Source organism: Streptomyces sp. NBC_01498 (assembly GCF_036327775.1).
Taxonomy (GTDB): domain Bacteria; phylum Actinomycetota; class Actinomycetes; order Streptomycetales; family Streptomycetaceae; genus Streptomyces.
This window is the reverse complement of sequence record NZ_CP109598.1, coordinates 6,384,965-6,402,489: the sequence shown is the minus strand read 5'-3', so window position 1 is coordinate 6,402,489 and position 17,525 is coordinate 6,384,965. Positions and strand designations below refer to the sequence as shown.

Here is a 17,525-nt window from a genome sequence, read left to right as displayed (position 1 = left end):
TCCGGCCGCCGCGCCCGCCGCCCGCCGGCCTCCGCCCCACCCCGGTTGGCTGGTTCCATCGGCTGGGGACGCCGGACCCGCGTACGCCCGGGGGTTTCGGCTTCCGGTACGCCCTCGGCACCGGTCCCGCACGCGTGAACGGGTGATCACTTGATGGGGTTTTCGGCGGGCGGGGAGTCCCGTCCGGCGGGCACGCTGCTCCCAGGGCCGGACACGACCGTGACCGGCCGGGGTACAGAGGGGTGGGGACCGTGCGCGTACAGCGGGACGTCCGTCGGGACGGCGAGGACGGGACCCGGCCGGTCCTCCTGGTCGCCGGCCTGGCGGAACTGGCCGTGAGCACCTGCGGATCGGCGCTGAAGGCCGCGTACGGACTGCTCGGCCGCTCCGACCTCGGCGCCCTCGCCGCGCAGGGGCGCCAGGACCTCCAGGCACGCGGGCGGCTCGCCGTCGACCGCCTCACCGGGGACCCGCTCGGTCTCGGCGGCGTGGCCCACATGGAGGTGCTCGCCCGCCACTCCCGGCACACCCGCCACACCCAGCACGGTACGGCCGCCGTCCCCGGCGCGGGCGCCCCGGGGGAAAGCGGAGCCGGGAAAAGCCGTCACGCGGAATCCCGCCCCGGGGAAGCCCGCGCCGCCGAGAGCCACCCCGGTGTCTGAACAACCCTTCGGGCAGGCCGAGTTCAAGTCCCGGGTGGACGGCGCGCTGGACCGTTTCGTACGGACCGAGACCGACGCGCTGCTGGCGCTGGACGCCGGACTGGCGCCTCTCGCCCACGTCCTGACAACCGCGACCTCGCGCGGCAAGCGCCTGCGTTCGGCGTTCTGCTACTGGGGCTGGCGCGCGGCGGGGCAGCCCGACAGCGACGCGCTCGTGCGGGCGGCGGCCAGTATGGAACTGGTCCACGCCGCCGCCGTGGTCCATGACGACATCATCGACGACAGCCGGCTGCGGCACGGACTGCCCACCGCCCATGTCGCCCTGCGCGCGGCGTTCGCCGACGGGCCGCGCCCCAAGGCGCGGGCCCGTTCGACGGCGATGCTGGCCGGGGATCTGCTGATGGCGTGGGCCGGTCAGCTGTTCGCCGGGTGCGGGCTGCCCTCGGCGTATCTGGGCCGGGCCCGGGACCTGTGGGCCGTACTGGCCCGTGAACTCATCGCCGGGGAGGCCCTGGAGATCCTGCACACCGGGGCAGCCCCGGACGTCCGGCGGTCACTGAAGGTGATCCGCTACAAGACCGCCAAGTACACCGTCGAGCATCCGCTGCACATCGGTGCCTCGCTGGCGGGCGCCGGGCCCCCGCTGCGCGAGGTGTTCACCGACTACGGTCTCCCGCTGGGCGAGGCGTTCCAGCTGCGGGACGATCTCATCGGCCTGTTCGGCGACCCGGCGACCACGGGCAAGTCCTGCACCGACGACATCGCCACCGCCCGTCCCACCGCGCTCGTCGCGCTCGCCCAGGAGGCGGCGACCGCCGCCGAACGGCGCGAACTGTCGTCGCTCCTCGGCCGGCGCTCCCTCACCGCCGCCCAGGCGGGGCGGGTACGCGAGGTCGTACGGCGCACCGGCGCGCACGACCGGGTCGAGTCCATGATCACCGAACGGGTCGAGGTCGCCGTCCGCGCGCTGGACGGCGCCGGACTGCCCCCTCTCGCCCACCGCGCCCTGACCCGGCTGGCCACCGCGGCCACCAGCCGCCCGGACTGAACGGCGTACGAACAGACCGGCGTACGGGCCGAGTTACGTACGGACCGGCGGGGTCGGCACAGCCCTCCCCCGGATCAACAGCGCCCCGGCCGGCCCGCGTCCGCCGCCGGGCTCCCGGCCCCCGCCTCTCGCACCCCACCTCTCGAAAGGCTCGACCGTGGCCTCCACCGAACCCTCCTCCGACGACCTGCGCGGCTACGGTGACGAACTCGCCGACGCCACCGTCGCGACGCTCTTCGAGCGCGGCGAGGTCGGCAAGTTCAACTCCCTGATGCGGTACGTCTCCACGGTCGGGCAGGAACTCCCCGACGGGCTCCCCGAGGTGGCGCGCGAGTATCTGCACGTGACGAGCGCCCCGCCGTCCTGGGTGGACTGGGACGAGATGGAGAAGGCACGGCTGTTCTTCATCGACAACAACGTGCACATCTCCACCGCCCTGTCCTTCGCCTCCATGCCGGCCTGCTATCTCGTACCGCACATCGCGAAACTGCTGTCGGCGACCCACTCGCTCAAGTACCCCTCGAAGCGGATGGCGGAGACGGGCCAGTTCACCGTCCTCCTCATGCAGCCGGACGCCTTCGAGGCGGGCAGCCGCTTCATCCCCGCCGCCCAGAAGGTCCGGCTGCTGCACGCGTCGATCCGCCATCACCTCGCGCGCGAGGGGCTGTGGGACGTGGCGGCGCTCGGGACGCCGATCTGCCAGGAGGACATGATCGGCGGGCAGATGATGTTCTCCGTCCAGGTCCTGGACGCCCTGCACCGGCTCGGTATCCATATGAGCGTGGACGGGGCGGAGGCGTACTACTACGCCTGGCGGGTCGTGGGCGCGATGCTCGGTGTCGACCAGGAGCACGTACCCGCCGACCTGGACGCGGCCCGCCGCTTCTCGGACCTCTACATGACCCGCCACATGGGCCCGAGCCGGGAAGGCGCCGACCTCACCCGGCAGTTGATCAACCTGTACGAGGACGTCGTGCCGGGCACGCTGCTGGACCCCGTGGTCTCCGCGCTGATCCGGTATCTGATCGGCGACACGGGCGCCGACTGGCTGGAGGTGCCCCGTACGCCCTGGGACACGCTCGTCAAGGCGGCGCCGGTGCTGCTCAACGTGCTGGAGACCGTCGAGGACCGTTCGCCCTTCGGGGCCTGGGCGCTGGACCGCCTCGGCCATCTCACCACCGTGTTCGAACTCTCCTCACTGACGCGCGGCCGGGTGATGCACTACGCGATCCCGGAACGGCTCAAGAAGGACTACGGGCTGTCCTCCGCCGTCCCGCGCACCCGGCGCTGGACTCCCCCGGCCCCGGTGATCGGCACACCGGACACGCAACGCCCGTAACACTCGTCACTTCTGTAACAAGCGTTACTTCTGCAACATCCGCCACACCCGTCACACCTGCAACGCGCGCGACGAGCGTGCCGCGTGGGAAACCGCCGCCGCTGATCATTCGTCTTGAGGAACACGGTCGAGCGGACGGGACGTGATGGTGGAACAGGCGCGGGAGCACGCGGAAGCGGACACAGGGAAGGAGGCGCGGGAGGAAGAAAAGGACGAGGCGCGGGGCCGCCGGTCCTGGCTCCGGCGACGGGGCCGGGCACTCGCCGTGCTCGCGGTGCTGACGGCCGCGCTGCTGGTGTTCCACGGGGTCGTGCCCAACGCGGTCGGCCGGCTGGGCAGTGCCCTGGAGTCGTTCCTGCCGTGGCTCGGCCTGGTGGTCGTGGTGCTGCTCGTCCTGGCCCTGCTGCGCCGCTCGGTCTTCGCGCTGGTGGCCCTCCTGCTGCCGGTGGCGGCCTGGACGTATCTCTTCGGCGGGCTGTTCCTGCCGTCGGCCGGGTCCCGCGCGTACGACCTGGTCGTGGTGCAGCACAACGTCAGCGACGAGAACACCGACCCGGCGGGGACGGCCCGCGCCCTCGCCGAGACCGGGCCCGACCTCATCGCGCTTCAGGAGCTGGTGCCACCCGCCCTCGCGGTCTACGAGCGGACTCTCGCCGCCGCGTATCCGTACCACGCGGTCGCGGGGACCGTCGGGCTCTGGTCGAGGCATCCGCTCTCCGGGAGCCGGCCGGTGGACATCCGACCGCGTGGCATCGCGGACGGGTGGGAACGCGGGCTGCGTACGGTGGTCCGCACCCCGGACGCCGAGATCGCGGCGTATGTCGCCCATCTGCCCTCGGTCCGTTTCGGGGCGGGCGGCCTCGCCTCGGCCGCGCGCGACGAGAGTGCCGGGCTGCTGGGCCGCGCGGTCGCGGGCGAGCGGACGGAGCGGGTGCTTCTGCTGGGCGACCTCAACGGCACGGCGGACGACCGGGGGCTGGCGCCGCTCACCTCGCGGTTGGACGTGGCGGAACGGGGCTTCGCCCTCAGCTTCCCCGCGCGCTTCCCGCTGGCCCGGATCGATCAGGTGATGGCCCGCTCGGCGACCGTCGCGCAGATCCGGACGCTGCCCGCGACGGGGAGCGACCATCTGCCGGTGGCCGCCGGGATCACAGGGCTCTGAGGGTGTTCCGCCACGGGCCCGATCCTGTTCGTGCGGGTCCGGGCAGGGACGTCCCGGCCAAGTTCTTGAAACTTTGAGAAAAAGTACGACCGTGATTGAACGCCGCGCGCCGGTGGCGCGTATCCCCTCACGAACCGGCCGCCGGAGCCGGCCACGGACAGGAGCAGACATGACGGGAACGCAGGGCACCGCGCGGACGGCTTCGGGCCGGACGGTGGCACGCCGGACGGTCGTCGCGGCGGCGGGCGCCGTCGGCCTGGGCGCCGCACTCGTCGCCTGCGGCTCGGACGAATCGCCGGACACCGCGGAGGCCCCGGCGGGCAGCGGCGGGACGGACAACGGCGCCGGCGGTGACGGCGGTACCGAGGACGGCTCGGCCGGCGGGCAGGGCGAGGTCCTCGCCAAGACCACCGACATCCCGGAGGGCGGTGGCAAGGTCTTCGAGGACAAGGGCATCGTGGTCACCCAGCCGACGGCCGGTGAGTTCAAGGCGTTCTCCGCCACGTGCACCCACGCCGGGTGCGTGGTGGGAGACATCTCCAACGGCACCATCACCTGCCCCTGCCACGGCAGTCAGTTCGACGCGGCGGACGGCAGCGTGAAGAAGGGCCCCGCGAGCAAGCCGCTGGGCGCCGCCTCCATCACCGTCTCCGGCGACTCGATCACCCTGGCCTGAGAGCTCCCGGCCCCGCCTGCGAGGCCAGGCCGGCCCCCGGTGAGCGGGAGTTGGCCGTCCGACGGCGTTCCGGGATTCTCTGACGGAGCGTCAGTCCTCCTCCGGACGGGTGTCCTTCAGCTCCCGCGCCGCTTCCTCCAGCGCCTCGACCGCCGCCCTGATCGACGGGCGGCGGTCGGCGTCGGTCCGCCACACCGCGTACACGTGCCGGGACATCCGCTGCCGTACGGGCACGGTCACCACCCCGTCCGGCAGCCGTCCGCGTCCCATCCGGGGCGCGATACAGACGCCCAACCCGGCCCCGACGAGCTCCAGTTGGGTGTGCTGCTCACCGGCCATGTGCTCGATGCGCGGCTCGACCCCCTTCGAGCGCAGCGTGAACACCAGCCACTCGTGGCAGAACTCGCCGGCCGGCCAGGACACCCACGAGTCGTGCGCGAACTCCTCCAGATCGACCTCCCGCCGGTCCGCCAGCGGATGGTCCGCCGGCAGGGCCACGTCCGCCGCGTCCTCGAGCAGCGACGCGGTCGCGAGCCCGCCGGGCACCGGCAGCCGTTTGTTGCTCCAGTCCAGAACGACGGCGAGGTCCAGATCGCCGCGCAGGACCTCGCGGATCGCGCTGTCCGGCTCCGACTCCCGTGAACGCACCCGCAGATCGGGATGCGCCTTGCGCAGCGAGGCCAGCGCCACGGGGAACAGTCCCCGGGCCGCCGTGGGAAACGCCGAGAGCCGCACCTCGCCGATCACCTGCCCGCGCCGCGCCTCGATGTCCGACTGCGCCAGTTCCACCTGGGAGATGATCCGGGCGGCGTGGTCGGCGAGCAGCCGTCCCGCGTCGGTGAGGCGGACGCCGCGCCCGTGCTTGGTGAGCAGCTGCTGGCCGACCTCCCGCTCCAGCTTGGCCATCTGCTGCGAGACGGCCGACGTGGTCACATGGAGTCCGTCGGCCGCGCCGCTCACCGAGCCGTGCCGGGCGAGGGCGTCGAGGATGCGCAGCCGCTCCAGATTCAACATGTAAGCGATGCTACGCGAACGGGTCAAGTTATTCTCGCTTGTCCTAAGAGATTCCTGGGCTCATCGTTGCCCCATGAGCGCAGTGACCCCGCCCCGTACCGGGCGCACCGGACCTTCCCCGGCCGGACCCCAGCCCCTCGGCCCGTCCTCCCGCCGCACGATCGACTGGCGGATCCGCTTCGGTGTGCTCTCGCTGATCTGGGGCTTCAGTTTTCTGCTCATCAAGGTCGGCACCGAGAGCTACGCGCCGTTCCAGGTGACGTTCGGCCGGCTGTTCTTCGGTACGGCCGTGCTGGCCGTCGCCATCGCCGTACGGCGTGAGCGGCTGCCGCGCGGCGCCCGCACCTGGGGTCATCTCGCGGTGGCCGCGTTGATCCTCAACGCCGTGCCGTTCTCGCTGTTCGCGTACGCCGAGCTGACCATCCCGTCGACCCTCGCGGGCATCTGCAACGCCACGTCACCGCTCTGGGGCATGCTGCTCTCCCTCGTGGCGCTCTCCGAGGACCGGCCGACCCGGCGCCGGGTCGGCGGTCTGGGCCTGGGCTTCATCGGCGTACTCACCGTGCTCGGCGCCTGGCAGGGCTTCTCCGGGCTGGACGTCACCGGCACGGCCATGGCCCTGCTGGCCTCGCTGAGCTACGCCGTCGGCTGGATCTACGTACGCCGCACCCTCGCGGGCAGCGGCAGCTCGCATCTCTCGCTCACCGGGGCCCAGTTGTTCCTGGCGACCGTGCAACTGGCCGTCGTCACGCCGCTGTTCACCGATCTGCCGACGTCCTTCCCGGTGGTGCCGCTGCTCGCCGTGGTGGCGCTCGGCAGTCTCGGTACGGGGCTGGCCCTGCTCATCCAGTACGGTCTGGTGGCCGAAGTGGGCCCGACGACGGGCCAGATGGTGACGTACTTCGTGCCCGTGATCGCGACGGCCGCCGGAGTGGCCGTCCTCGACGAGCCGCTGCACTGGAACACCCCGGTCGGCGCGCTCGTGATACTCGTCGGCGCGGCCCTCACCCAGCAGCGGGGCGGCGGTTCCCGCACGGCGGGCGGCTCGGTACCGAAGCTCGCGGCACCGGCCGCCGTTGCGGCTCGGGTACGGCCCCCGGCTCCGATAGCGGCCTCGGCCTCGGTACGGGCCCCTGCCCCCGCGTCGGCCACCGCCGGACCGGCAACCCTGACCGCGACCCTGACACCGACCACGTGCCCGGTCCCGTCACCGGCACCGGCACCGGCACCGGCACCGGGCATGGCTCCGTTCGCCGCCGATCAGCCGTAGGCCGCCGACCGCGGGCCCCATCGACCGCGGGCCGATCAGCCGTAGACGGATCAGCCGTAACTGCGCGCCGGCGCGGCCCCCGCCGCGTCGGCCACCGCGTCCGCGACCGCCTCGATCTCCGTCGCCGTCATGGCCGACACCGTCAGCCGTACGCCGGGCCCGGCCGCCAGCCGGAAGCGTGCCCCCGGCGCGACCGCCCAGCCCGCACGAAGCAGCCGGGCCACCGCGCCGGTCTCCTCCGCCACCGGTACCCACACGTTCATCCCGCTCCGCCCGTGCGCCGAGACCCCGCGCTCCGCCAGCGCCCGTACGAGGGCGTCCCGCCGCTCGGCGTACGCGCGGGCGACATGACGGGTGTCGACGGCGTCCGTCTTCCACAGTTCCACCACCGCGCGCTGCAACAGCCTGCTGACCCAGCCGGGGCCGAGACGCTGACGGCCGGTCACCCGGTCCACGGTCACGTCGTCCCCGGTCAGCACGGCGAGCCGCAGATCCGGGCCGTACGCCTTGGCCGTGGACCGGATCAGCGCCCAGTGGTCGGTGATCCCGGCCAGCGGGTGGAGCGGCAGATCGACGATGCGGTGTCCGTGGTCGTCCTCGACGAGCAGGACCCGGGGGTACGCCGCCAGCACGGCCCGCAGTTCCCGCGCGCGGGCCTCGCCGACCGCCGCCCCGGTCGGGTTCTGCGCCCGGTCGGTGATCACGACCGCCCGAGCGCCCGCGCGCAGCGCCCGTTCCAACTCCCCCGGCAGCGGCCCGTCGTCGTCCAGTGCCATCGGCAGCGGACGCAGCCCGAGGGCGGGCACCAGGTCGAGCAGGGCGCCCCAGCCGGGGTCCTCGACGGCGACCGCGTCGCCCGGTCGCAGATGCGCGGCGAGCACCCGCTCGATCGCGTCCAGCGAGCCCGAGGTCACGGCCACCGGCCCGGCGGGAACCCCGTCCGCGTCCAGCCCGGCACGGGCGAGCCGGGCGAGTTCCGGGAGGACGGCCGCGTCCCCGTAACGCCCCGGGCGGGCCGCGTGGTCGCGCGCCGCCGCCGCGAGGGCGTCGCCCAGCGGCGGCAGCAGGGCGGGGTCCGGATCGCCGTCGGACACCTCCCGCACACCGGGGGGCGCCTCGACACCGATCGAGCCGCGCGGCGTACTCGACGGCCGGGCGCGGACGCGGCTGCCCCGGCGGCCCGCCGTCTCGATCACACCCCGGTCACGCAGGGCGCGATAGGCGGCGGCCACCGTATTCGGATTGACGCCCAGTTCCTGCGCCAACTCCCGCAGGGGCGGCAGTGGTTGGCCGGGCGCCAGATGACCGGCGCCGATCCCCCGCTCCACGCTGGCGGAAATCTCGGCGGCACGCCGCCCCTCGATCCGATACTCTCCTAGCACAAAGAGAACTATGCACTAGTACATAGGAGAGCGCAATGCCGGAGCCGGGCCCCTCCCCCTCGTACCGCCGCACCGACCGCAACGTCCCCACCCGGTCCGCCGACCGCGCCTCGTACGACCGCGATCTGGTGCACGGCATACTCGACGCGGCCTACCTCTGCCATCTCGGCTTCGTCCGCGACGGCGCGCCGGTCGTCATGCCCACCCTCTACACGCGCATCGGCGAACGGCTCTACGTCCACGGATCGACCGGCTCCCGGCCGCTGCGGATGGCACGCGGCCAGGCGGACCCGGGGCTCGCGGTCTGTCTGACGGTCACCCATGTCGACGGGCTGGTGCTGGCGCGGTCGGCCTTCCACCACTCGATCAACTACCGCTCGGTGATGGTGCACGGGACCGCGTACCCGGTGACCGAGCAGGCCGAGCGGCGTACCGCGCTCGACGCGATCGTCGACCAGGCCGTGCCGGGCCGCTCCGCCGACTCACGGCCGGCCAACACGAAGGAACTGGCGGCGACCGCCGTGCTGCGGCTCGATCTGGACGAGGTGTCCGCGAAGGTCCGCACCGGCGGGCCGAACGACGAGCCCGAGGATCTGTCGCTCCCGCACTGGACCGGGGTGGTGCCCGTCGTACGCGGCTACGGGGCGCCGATCCCGGCCGACGACCTGGACCCGGCGGTCGCGCTGCCCGGCTACCTCTCCGCGCTCTGACGGCCGGGGTCCGTCTCGGTGACCGCCCGCCCGGCGGGCGGTCCGCCCTCCGCGACGGCGTCCGTGACATGCGGGGCGTCCGGGTCGGCGGCCGGCAGCTCCGTCCCGCCCGGCCCGACGGCCCGCGCCGCGGGGGTCGACGTCTGGGCGACGAACGCGCCGACGAGCACCACGAAACCACCCAGAACCTGCGGCGCCGACAGGTGCTCGTCCAGCAGGACCCACGCCAGTACGGTCGCGACGACCGCCTCCAGACAGGCGACGACCCCCGCCACCTGCGGCGACAGCCTCCGTACGCTGATCACACCGGTGCCGTACGCGAGCACGGTCGCCAGCAGCACGATCCATCCGAGCAGCAGCGGCGCCGCGACCCGCGTCCCACCGAGGTCGGCGCTGCCGGCCAGCAGCGACCAGTCCATGCCCCAGGGGCGGGCGACCAGGGTCAGCACGAGGGTGCCGACGAGCAGGCCGTACGCGATCACCCCCAGCGGGTCGACGGCCTCGTCCGGTCCCGTGCGGTCGCCGCCCTGGTCGGAGAGGACGAAGTAGCCGACCTGGCAGAAGGCCGCGCAGAGCGCCAGCAGCAGCCCGATCGCGTCGAAGGAGAGCCCGGCCCACACCTCGACCACGCAGGCGAGTCCGCCCACGGCCAGCACGACACCGACGGCGGCGGCGCGGCCGACGGGCGTACGGCGGACGAAGCGCACCCAGAGCAGGACGAGCGCGGGTGCCAGGTACTCGACCAGCAGCGCGACGCCGACGGGTATGCGGGAGAGCGAGGCGAAGTAGAACGCCTGCACCCCCGCCACCGCGAAGAGTCCGAAGCCCGCCAGCAGGGCGGGCCTGCGACGGACCAGATCGCGATGGCGCCACGCGAGCGGCAGCATCACGAGCGCGGCCCCCGCGACCCGCAGCCAGGTCACATGGAGCGGGTCGAGCCCCGCCTCGATCAGCGGCTTGGCCGCGACACCTGATCCACCGAACGCGACGGCCGACAGGAGCGCGAGTCCCAGGCCGACGCTTCTCTTCTGAGACGCGTGCATGAGCACATCATGTCAGTCGCGACAGGAGTGTCGGCGGGTTCACCCCTGTCGGGCTTCTCGGGGCTTCCCGGAACCCGTCACTCACCTTCCGGAGGGCGGGTCGACAGCACGGCCGACGAACATACGCGCGTCCACCCCGGCCCGCGCCAGCACCTCGACGGCGCGGCAGTCGGGGTCGGAGACGAGCGCGGTGAGCAGATCGGGCCCGCCCGCGCGCGGCTCGCCGCGCCGGCGGGCCCGTTCGACGGCGGCCTCCAGGACGGCGACGGCGGACGGGGACCAGCCGGAAACCTCCGGCGTCCGTGCGGCGGGGGCCGCTGCCGAGCGCTCCACCGTGCCCTGCCAGCGCAGCCCGTAGCCGATGCTCCGCTGGACGAGATAGCCGAGGACGCGCGCGAGCTGCGGCCCGCCGTCGAACGCCGCGCGCACCTCGGAGTCCGATTCGAGAAGCGAGTGGAGGAGATGGGCGGTGTCGGTCTGCCGGTCACCGTCGCGGTGCGCCCTCCTGCGGGCCCCGGACACGACGGCCGCGAGACCGGCGGAGAGTCCGGCGTCGATGTCCGCGCGTATCGACACGGCGGAGACGACGGCCGGGTCGGACTGTCCGGGCAACCACGGGGTGGAGGTCTGCACCCTCCCACCTCATCAGCCGACGGGGGCCCGAAGCATCCCCGGCGGGGAGCATTCGGCTCTCCCACCCTGGGTGGGCACAGATACACGGCCTCTCCTCCTTACGGATGAGATCGGCCGCGCACACCGCCGACCGTCGCGCGCCGCCTTGCCGGACACCGCCGGGGGCCACCGGGCCGGCTCCGGTACCGCACGCGCGAAACGCGAAAAGCCCTGTGACGATCGCGGTGATCGTCACAGGGCCCCGGCGAACCCGCCCGGGGGCGGGCAGGTCGCCCGGTCCTCGTCGTTCAGTCCTCGTCGGCGAGGATCAGATAGAGCTTCTTGCGGGTGTCGTTGATGACCCCGAGGGCCTTCTGCCGCTGGTCGGCGGAGCCGGTCTTCCAGACCTGCCCGAACGCCTCCATCAGACCGAAGCCGGCCTGCCGGATCTCGTTCATCGTCTCCCAGTCGACACCGCGCCCGGCCTCTTCCCAGGGGGCGTCGGGTCCCGACTCGGCCTCGGTGCGGCCGGTGTCGGTGAGCGTGAAGAGATTCTTCCCGCCCTCGCTGCGGCTGGCGATGAGACCCTCGTCCTCCAGGAGCTGGAGGGTCGGATAGACCGAACCGGGGCTGGGGCGCCAGGCGCCTCCGCTGCGCTCGCCGATCTCCTGGATCATCTCGTAGCCGTGCATCGGCCGGTCCTTCAGCAGCGCCAGGATCGACGCGCGCACATCGCCGCGCCGCGCCCTGCCTCTGCCTCCGCCACGACCTCGTCCGCCGCCGCCTCCGAAGGGCCCGCCGAACGGCGGCCCGAAGGGCCCGAACGCGGCACGCCGCCCTTCGAATCCTCCCTGCCCTCGATGTCCGGGCCCGCACTGCCCATGTCCGTGATCCTGCTCGTGTCCATGTGAACGCATCGCTACGCTCCTTCCATCGTGATCAGTCGCGAATCTATCGCGATGCCTCAACGATATATCGGAACCGATCGCATGACAACCCACCCCTCCGCCGACCCTTCACGGCTTCCGCCGACGATCGTCAACTCCGCCGGGGACGGCCGCCCTATGATCCGGCGGGAAAAACGTGATCGTTGCGAGCGGTGAACCCGAAGCCGCCGACCGCACCCGGCACCATGATCAGCCGTGCGGTCAACACCCGTCTTCGACGAGGACCCGGTCACCGGCAGCGCGCACACCGCGCTCGCCCCGTTGTGGTCTGCGCGGCTCGGCCGCACCGACCTCACAGGCCGTCAGGGCGCCGCCCGTACGGGTCTGGTCCGCACGTCACTGCGCGGCGCGCGTACGCCGCTGACCGGCCGAGCGGTCACGGTCATCGACGGCGAACTCCTCGTGTCCCCCTGAGGACGTGGGGCGCGCGGCGCGGATCTACGGCGTCGGCAGCCAGTCCACGTGCCCGGCGAGCAGGGCGTATCCGACGAACGCCACGATGTCGAGCAGCGCGTGCGCGGCCACCAGCGGCCCGATCCGCCCCCAGCGCCGGTAGGCCAGCACGAACACCACACCCATGACCATGTTCCCGACGAAGCCGCCGATGCCCTGGTACAGGTGGTACGACCCGCGCAGCACCGAACTGGCCACCAGCGCGGCCATCGGTGTCCATCCCAACTGCCCGAGTCTGCGCAGCAGATATCCGACGACGATGACCTCTTCGAGTACCGAGTTCTGCACGGCGGACAGGATCAGCACCGGGAACTTCCACCACGCCTCCGGCAGTGATTCCGGCACCACGGTCAGGTTGAACCCGGCGGCGCGTGTGCCGATGTAGAAGGCGAGTCCGGCGCTGCCGATACCGGCGGCGAGCAGCGCGCCACGGCCGAGATCGAACCATGGGCGACGCCGGTCGAACCCCAGATCCCGCAGTCCGCTGCCCTCCCTGAGCAGCAGGTGCGCCACCAGTACCACGGGCACCAACGAGCTTGCGATACCGAAGAGTTGCCAGGCGAGATCCAGCCAGGGACGCCCCGGCGCCTGCGAACCGTTGAGCGTGGCCGCCTGATCGCTCAGTCCGCCGGGTCTGGTGACCGACCCGACAAAGCTGATCAGCGCCGACACCGCGCTCGCGCCGAGCGAGAGCGCCAGGACGATCAGTACCTCGGACCGCAGCATCCGGCGCGAGAGGCCCTTCTGAGGAAGAGAATCGGCCACGACGCCGGTCTCCGACTGCACAGCTGCCTCCAGTTGACTAATCGCGCCTCAAGCCCCTTCCCGTCCCGCTAGGGTCTCGAATGCGGGTACGAAGATCGCGCGCGACAGGCCGGGGGACGGGCGTCATTCGATTGGCCGAGATCCCACTGTTTCCTTGTTCACGCCAAGGAGGGGTATCACCGCCATGGAACGTCACAGCTTGCCCGACGACGAAACGACGCGGCGCACCAGGTCCCGCCGTCCTCGCCGCCGCACGGTCCTGATCGCCACGGCCCTCGTGCTGAGCCTGGCCGCCGGGACCGCCGTCGCGGCGCGCGGCGGGTTCCTCCCCTTCGGGAACGGCTGCGCGGACCCGGCCGTAAGGGTCGACCTGGCGGTGTCGCCGGACATCGCCCCCGCCGTCCGGGCCGTCGCCGACCAGGCCCGGCGCGACGGTGTGTCCTCCGCCGGCCACTGCGTCGACATACGGGTCGACGCCCGTGCCAACCACGAGATCGCCGACGCGCTCGCCAACGGCACGACCGCCCCGGAGTACGCGGAGTACGAGGTCTGGCTGCCCGACTCCGACATCTGGGTGGAGCGCGCGCTGGACTCCGGCGGCGGCATCGCGCTGACCCCCGTGGGCAACGCGGCGACCACCCCCGTGACGCTGGCCGCGCTCCCGCCCGCCGCCACGCGGCTCGGCTGGCCCGGGAAGACGTACACCTGGGGCGAGTTGGCGTCGGCGACCGGCGGCGGCACCGGGGGCGCGGTACGGATCGGGGCGGCCGATCCGGCGCGCAGCGCCGCCGGACTGCTCGCGTTCAGCAGCGTCGTCGAGTCCCTGGGGAAGGCGGACCCGGACAGCGGCGCACCGATCGCCGCGACGGCCAAGGCGCTGGCGGCGCGCGCGTCCGACTCGGACGGCCGGGTGGTCGATTCACTGACGCCGGGCGGGCCGGACGAGGGCGCCCCGGCCAACGAAGCGGTCTTCCTCACCGAGCAGGCCGCGTTCACCCACAACAGCGCCAACGGCGCCGGCTCCGCTCTCCGCCTCTTCTACCCGACGGACTCGGCCCCGGCGCTCGACTACCCGCTGAACCTCGTCAACGAGCCGGAGCTGACCCCGGACGAGCGCCGCGCCGCGACGCGGTTCATGTCCCTCCTCAACGAGGACGGCGCGCGGGACGTGATGGCGGAGCACGGCTTCCGTACGGCGTACACCGCCGTGGACGACGGTCTGGTCCGGCTGGCCGGGGGCCGCGCACCGCAGCCGTACGCGCTGACGAAGGCGCAGCCGCCGGCCGCGGAGCTGGTCGCGCAGACGCTCGGCGTGTGGACGGTCACCGTGCAGAACTCCCGGCTGACCGTCGTGGTCGACGCCTCGGGCGCCATGGCGGGGGCCGCGCCGGGGCCGGGCGGCACGACGCGGATGGAGGCCACGAAGGCGTCGATGGTCCGGGCCCTGGGGGCGCTGACGCCGCAGGACGAGATCGGTCTGTGGGACTTCGGGACCGGGGGCGCCGCGAGCTTCCGCGAGGTGTCGGGGACCGCGCCGCTCGGCGAGCGCGCCAAGGGCGTCGGCGCCACCCACCGCGAGGCGATCACGGACGCCTTCTCGGCGCTGACCGCGACCGGGACGGGTCCGGCGCCGGCGAGCGGGATGTACGACGCCACACTGGCCGCGTTCAAGGACGCCCAGGCGTCGTACGTGAGCGGCAAGAGCAACGCGGTGGTCCTGCTCACCGCCGGGCCGGCCTCGGGCGGTTCGGCCCGTACGGCCCTGGTGGACGAGCTGCGCAGGATCGCCGACCCCAGACGCCCGGTCCCGCTGATCGCGCTGGCCCTCGGACCGGACGCGGACCGCGCCGAGCTGCACGAGATCGCGAGGATCACCGGCGGCGCGGGGTACGCCGTGGACGACCCGGCCGACCTCCAGGCGGTGATGACCGAGGCGATCATGTCGGTGGCCCGGGGCACGGCGTAACGGCACCACGAGGCCGGCGCTTGCGCGGGCGCCGGGTCGCACGGGACCGGTCCCAGCAGGTGGCGGTCCCCACAAGGCCGGTGCGTCCGGGAGGGCGACTCACACAGGGCGGTCCGTACGAGACCGGTCCGCGTGAGAGGGCGGCTCGCACAAGGCGGGCCCTGCAAGGAGCGGTCGGCGCAAGGCAGGTCCGCAAGAGACCGGTCCGCACCAGGCGCGGTCCGTACGAGACCGGTCCGCGTGAGAGGGCGGCTCGCACAAGGCGGGCCCTGCAAGGAGCGGTCGGCGCAAGGCAGGTCCGCAAGAGACGGGTCCGCACCAGGCAGGTCCCTGCGAAAGCCGGGTCGCACAGGACCGGGCCCTGCAAGGAGCGATCCGCGCAAGGCAGGGCCGCGCGGGGTCCCCACGAGACCGGTCCCTGCGAAAGCCGGCTCGCACAGGACCGTTTCCCGCAAGGAGCGGTCCCCACAAGGCCCGTACCAGTCAGGTCCCTACCAGCCGCGGTCCCACGAGCACCCGCACGAGCGCCGACCGGGTCCGCTCACCCCGTCAGGTCCGGCATCCTCGACGGCGCGGGAAAGCCCACCGGCCAGGTGTGCACCGGCTCCCCCTGGTGCATCAGCTCGGCGTAGCGCCGTGTCGTGGCGGCGAGCGCCGCCTCCCGGCGCAGCCCCGCCTCCTGGGCCCGGTGGAAGGTGTCCACCTGCCACGAGGCCCCGTTCACGCCGCGCTCGCAGCGCCCCTCGATGACGCCGAGGTAGAAGTCCCGGTCGGCCGGCTCCACGTTCCACGCGTCGAGCCCGGCGGCGGCGAGCGGCAGCAGTTCGTCACGGATGAGCCGGACCGCGGACACCTCGGAGACACCGTTGCCGGCCCGGCCGCCGCGCGGCCACTGGAGCCGGGCCTCGATCCCGTCGCGGCACGCCGTCTCGAAGTTCCGCTCGGCGGTGGCGAACGGCAGTCGGGTCCAGACGGGCCTGGCCTCCTCGGCGAGCGCGCGCACGAGCCCGTAGTAGAAGGCGGCGTTGGCGACGACGTCGGTGACGGTCGGCCCGGCCGGCAGGACACGGTTCTCGACCCGCAGGTGGGGATGTCCGTCGGCGACGTCGTACACGGGCCGGTTCCAGCGGTAGACGGTGCCGTTGTGGAGCACCAGTTCGGCCAGGCGCGGCGTACCGCCCTCGTTCAGGACCTGAAGCGGGTCCTCGTCGTCACGCATCGGCAGAAGCGGCGGGAAGTAGCGCAGGTTCTCCTCGAAGAGGTCGTACGCGGAGTCGATCCAGCGCTCGCCGAACCAGGTCCGGGGGCGTACGCCCTGGGCCTGGAGTTCCGGCGGCCGGGTGTCGGTCGCCTGGAGGAAGAGCGGCGGCCGGGATTCACGCCACAGCTCTTTCCCGAACAGGAAAGGGGCGTTGGCGCCGATGGCGATCTGGACGGCGGCGACGCACTGCGCCGCGTTCCACACGTCGGCGAAGCGGTCGGGTGTCACCTGGAGGTGGAGCTGGACCGACGTGCAGGCCGCTTCGGGCGCGATCGACGGAAAACTGCAGGTGAGACGCTCGACACCGTCGATGTCGAGCGCGAAGTCCTCGCCGCGCGCGGCCACCATCCGGTCGTTGAGGAGGGTGTAGCGGTCGGCGTCGGAGAGGTTCGTCGAGACCACGTCGTCGAGGGAGAGGGTCGGCAGAATGCCGATCATCACGATCCCGGCGTCGACCTCATTCGCTTTGCGGTGGGCATATCCGAGACCGGTGCGCAGTTCCTCGGCGAGCTGGTCGAGAACGCGTCCCCCGAGCCGGTGCGGGGCGATGTTCACTTCCAGATTGAACATACCGAGTTCCGTCTGGAAATCACGGCTCGCGATACGCTCAAGAACTTCCGCATTCATCATGCGAGGCATCCCGTCGGTGCCCGCGAGATTCAGCTCGATCTCCAGACCCATCAGATTCCGGGGGCGGTCGAACCGCTTCTCCCCCAGGAGCCGCCCCAGTACCGACAGGCACTGCTGGAGCTTCCTGCGGTATTCCTGCCGATCGGACACACCGGTACGGCCCGATTCGACCTTCTCCCCCATCGGAGGATCCCTCCTTCGCCTCGGCCTCCCGGTGGCACCGGGGATCGCTTCACGTTCGATAGTGCCCAGACTGCGTGATCCATAACGTCCCGTTCGCGCGCCGCACCCGCTAGACTGGACAGAACGCCCCTGCGGCACATTCCTTCGGCAAGGGACAGTGAGCAAATTCACCCCTGCCGGGCCGCGAAAATTGCGGACGAGTTTCGGCCGACCGCGGCCCCGGAATCGTCCCAGGCCACGGCATGCTTTCGGTGTCCGTCGCCCAGTTCTCCCACGGTGCTTGGATGCCGATTCGGCACGGGATGGACCTGATACGCACTTGCGTGCAATACGGGCGACAGCTAGAAGAAACATTCTGTGAACACGTATCGGTTAAACTCTGTGCGAACGAGGCAGAGAGTC

At 72.4% G+C, this 17,525-nt stretch carries 15 protein-coding genes and 1 pseudogene; 9 read left to right on the top strand and 7 right to left on the bottom strand.

Going from position 1 to position 17,525, the window contains the following annotated elements; translation table 11 throughout:
- Positions 1–251: 251 nt before the first annotated feature.
- From OG875_RS27360 to OG875_RS27340, 5 genes are all read left to right on the top strand, one after another.
- Positions 252–662, top strand: coding sequence for a hypothetical protein (locus tag OG875_RS27360; RefSeq protein WP_330176884.1), 411 nt, complete (start codon positions 252–254; stop codon positions 660–662).
- The gene (locus tag OG875_RS27355; RefSeq protein ID WP_330176883.1) at positions 655–1,710 is read left to right on the top strand and encodes a polyprenyl synthetase family protein; all 1,056 of its coding nucleotides are present in this window, start codon (positions 655–657) and stop codon (positions 1,708–1,710) included. The genes OG875_RS27360 and OG875_RS27355 overlap by 8 nt, the downstream gene beginning before the upstream one ends.
- A gap of 157 nt (positions 1,711–1,867) precedes the next feature.
- Positions 1,868–3,049 carry an oxygenase MpaB family protein gene (locus tag OG875_RS27350; RefSeq protein WP_330176882.1) on the top strand — a complete coding sequence of 394 codons (1,182 nt, stop codon included), beginning with the start codon at positions 1,868–1,870 and terminating at the stop codon, positions 3,047–3,049.
- 145 nt (positions 3,050–3,194) lie between these two features.
- Complete coding sequence (locus OG875_RS27345; RefSeq protein ID WP_330176881.1) at positions 3,195–4,211, top strand: endonuclease/exonuclease/phosphatase family protein; 1,017 nt, start codon at positions 3,195–3,197, stop codon at positions 4,209–4,211.
- 169 nt (positions 4,212–4,380) lie between these two features.
- Positions 4,381–4,887, top strand: a complete 507-nt coding sequence (locus tag OG875_RS27340; protein ID WP_330176880.1) for a Rieske (2Fe-2S) protein — start codon at positions 4,381–4,383, stop codon at positions 4,885–4,887.
- Positions 4,888–4,977: 90 nt separating this feature from the next.
- Here OG875_RS27340 and OG875_RS27335 read toward each other — a convergent pair whose 3' ends face one another.
- A complete protein-coding gene (locus OG875_RS27335) occupies positions 4,978–5,901 on the bottom strand; it encodes a LysR family transcriptional regulator (RefSeq protein WP_330176879.1) in 924 nt (307 codons plus the stop codon).
- A 73-nt stretch (positions 5,902–5,974) separates the two neighbouring features.
- Here OG875_RS27335 and OG875_RS27330 point away from each other — a divergent pair, with 73 nt between their 5' ends.
- Positions 5,975–7,171, top strand: a complete 1,197-nt coding sequence (locus OG875_RS27330) for a DMT family transporter (protein ID WP_443079208.1) — start codon at positions 5,975–5,977, stop codon at positions 7,169–7,171.
- Positions 7,172–7,221: 50 nt separating this feature from the next.
- Here the strand turns inward: OG875_RS27330 and OG875_RS27325 are convergent, their stop codons facing one another.
- Entirely contained in the window at positions 7,222–8,553 is a 1,332-nt protein-coding gene (locus OG875_RS27325; protein ID WP_330176877.1) for an aminotransferase class I/II-fold pyridoxal phosphate-dependent enzyme, read from the bottom strand.
- Positions 8,554–8,588: 35 nt separating this feature from the next.
- On the opposite strand from OG875_RS27325, the gene OG875_RS27320 reads away from it, so the two are divergent.
- Positions 8,589–9,263, top strand: coding sequence for a pyridoxamine 5'-phosphate oxidase family protein (locus tag OG875_RS27320; RefSeq protein WP_330176876.1), 675 nt, complete (start codon positions 8,589–8,591; stop codon positions 9,261–9,263).
- Here OG875_RS27320 and OG875_RS27315 read toward each other — a convergent pair.
- The 3 genes from OG875_RS27315 to OG875_RS27305 form a co-directional block, all read right to left on the bottom strand.
- Positions 9,245–10,306 (bottom strand): EamA family transporter, encoded by a 1,062-nt coding sequence (locus OG875_RS27315; protein WP_330176875.1) that lies wholly within the window; start codon positions 10,304–10,306, stop codon positions 9,245–9,247. The two genes, OG875_RS27320 and OG875_RS27315, sit on opposite strands and share 19 nt — an antisense overlap.
- Before the next feature lie 81 nt (positions 10,307–10,387).
- Complete coding sequence (locus tag OG875_RS27310) at positions 10,388–10,939, bottom strand: Clp protease N-terminal domain-containing protein (protein WP_443079207.1); 552 nt, start codon at positions 10,937–10,939, stop codon at positions 10,388–10,390.
- Between the two features lie 287 nt (positions 10,940–11,226).
- Positions 11,227–11,835: a PadR family transcriptional regulator gene (locus OG875_RS27305; protein ID WP_330176874.1), complete on the bottom strand. Its 609-nt coding sequence runs from the start codon at positions 11,833–11,835 to the stop codon at positions 11,227–11,229.
- Between the two features lie 246 nt (positions 11,836–12,081).
- Between OG875_RS27305 and OG875_RS27300 the strand changes: the two are divergent.
- Positions 12,082–12,279: pseudogene (locus OG875_RS27300) on the top strand (PhzF family phenazine biosynthesis protein); the annotation flags it as partial.
- A 24-nt stretch (positions 12,280–12,303) separates the two neighbouring features.
- On the opposite strand, the gene OG875_RS27295 reads toward OG875_RS27300, so the two are convergent.
- Positions 12,304–13,044: a CPBP family intramembrane glutamic endopeptidase gene (locus tag OG875_RS27295; protein ID WP_443079293.1), complete on the bottom strand. Its 741-nt coding sequence runs from the start codon at positions 13,042–13,044 to the stop codon at positions 12,304–12,306.
- Positions 13,045–13,267: 223 nt separating this feature from the next.
- Between OG875_RS27295 and OG875_RS27290 the strand changes: the two genes are divergently transcribed.
- Entirely contained in the window at positions 13,268–15,049 is a 1,782-nt protein-coding gene (locus OG875_RS27290; protein ID WP_330176873.1) for a substrate-binding domain-containing protein, read from the top strand.
- A 541-nt stretch (positions 15,050–15,590) separates the two neighbouring features.
- On the opposite strand, the gene OG875_RS27285 is transcribed toward OG875_RS27290, so the two are convergent.
- Positions 15,591–17,123, bottom strand: a complete 1,533-nt coding sequence (locus tag OG875_RS27285) for a glutamate--cysteine ligase (protein WP_330176872.1) — start codon at positions 17,121–17,123, stop codon at positions 15,591–15,593.
- Positions 17,124–17,525: the final 402 nt, after the last annotated feature.